Below are 1,190 nucleotides of genomic sequence, written 5' to 3' on the forward strand. Positions count from 1 at the left end.
CCGCCCGGTTGCACTGGACCACGCTGCGCGCGGCGCTCGCGCCAGAGCGGCCCGGCGGGCCGGACGAGCCGGCCGGTTCGGCACCCCCGTTTGATAAAATCTGACTTCGAGCGGCGCGCCTGCCAGCCCTGCTGCGGCGCCCGTTCCGGCCACCGGATGCGACCCTCGTGAAACCTCTCCTGCTCTCGCACTTCACCGCCACCAGCTGCATCGGCCGCGGCCTCGATGCGACCCTCGATGCGCTGCGCCACGCGCGCGGCGGGCTCCAGCCCTGCGACTTCGAGCGTGCGGATCTCGACACGTGGATCGGCGCGGTGGACGGCGTCGATGCGCAGCCCGTGCGTACCGATCTCGCCGACTTCGAGTGCCGCAACAACCGCCTCGCGCAGCTCGGCCTCACGCACGACGGCTTCGACGCACGCGTCGCGACGGCCGTCGCACGATATGGCGCGGAGCGCGTCGGCGTGTTCATCGGCACGAGCACGGCCGGCATCCTCGAAACCGAACACGCCTATCAGCGCCGCGATCCGGCAAGCGGCGCGCTGCCCGCCGACTTCCGCTACGCGCACACGCACAACCCGTATTCGCCGGCCGCATTCGTGCGCGCGTTTTTCGCGCTGCGCGGGCCGGCGATGGCGATCTCGTCCGCCTGCTCGTCCGGCGCGAAAGTGTTCGGCTCCGCGCGCCGCATGATCGAGGCCGGATTGATCGATGCGGCCGTCGTCGGCGGCGTCGATTCGTTGTGCCTGACGACGCTGTACGGCTTCAATTCGCTCGAACTGCTGTCGCGCCGGCCGTGCCGTCCGTTCGACGTCGCACGCGACGGCATCTCGATCGGCGAGGCCGCCGCGTTCGCGCTCGTCGAACGCGCGCCCGCCCCGCCCGCCGCACTCGACGCCCACGCGATCCTGCTGCTCGGCATCGGCGAATCGAGCGACGCGCATCACATGTCGTCGCCGCATCCGGAAGGCCTCGGCGCGCGCGTCGCGATCGAGCAGGCGCTCGCGGCCGCCGGTCTCGGCGCGAACGACATCGACTACGTGAACCTGCACGGCACCGCGACGCCGAGCAACGACGCTGCCGAAAGCCGCGCGATCGGCGCGCTGTTCGCCAGCACGCCGTGCAGCTCGACGAAGGGTGCGACCGGCCATACGCTCGGCGCGGCGGGTGCGCTCGAGGCCGTTGTCGCC

The 1,190-nt window shown here is 71.8% G+C and carries 1 protein-coding gene; it reads left to right on the plus strand.

The window, feature by feature from the left end:
* Positions 1 to 167 precede the first annotated feature (167 nt).
* Positions 168 to 1,190 (plus strand): beta-ketoacyl-[acyl-carrier-protein] synthase family protein (locus G3N99_RS40500; RefSeq protein ID WP_206125228.1); only part of this gene is annotated, 1,023 nt, incomplete at its 3' end.

Source organism: Burkholderia sp. Ac-20392, from assembly GCF_017104585.1.
GTDB classification, from domain to species: Bacteria; Pseudomonadota; Gammaproteobacteria; order Burkholderiales; family Burkholderiaceae; genus Burkholderia; species Burkholderia lata.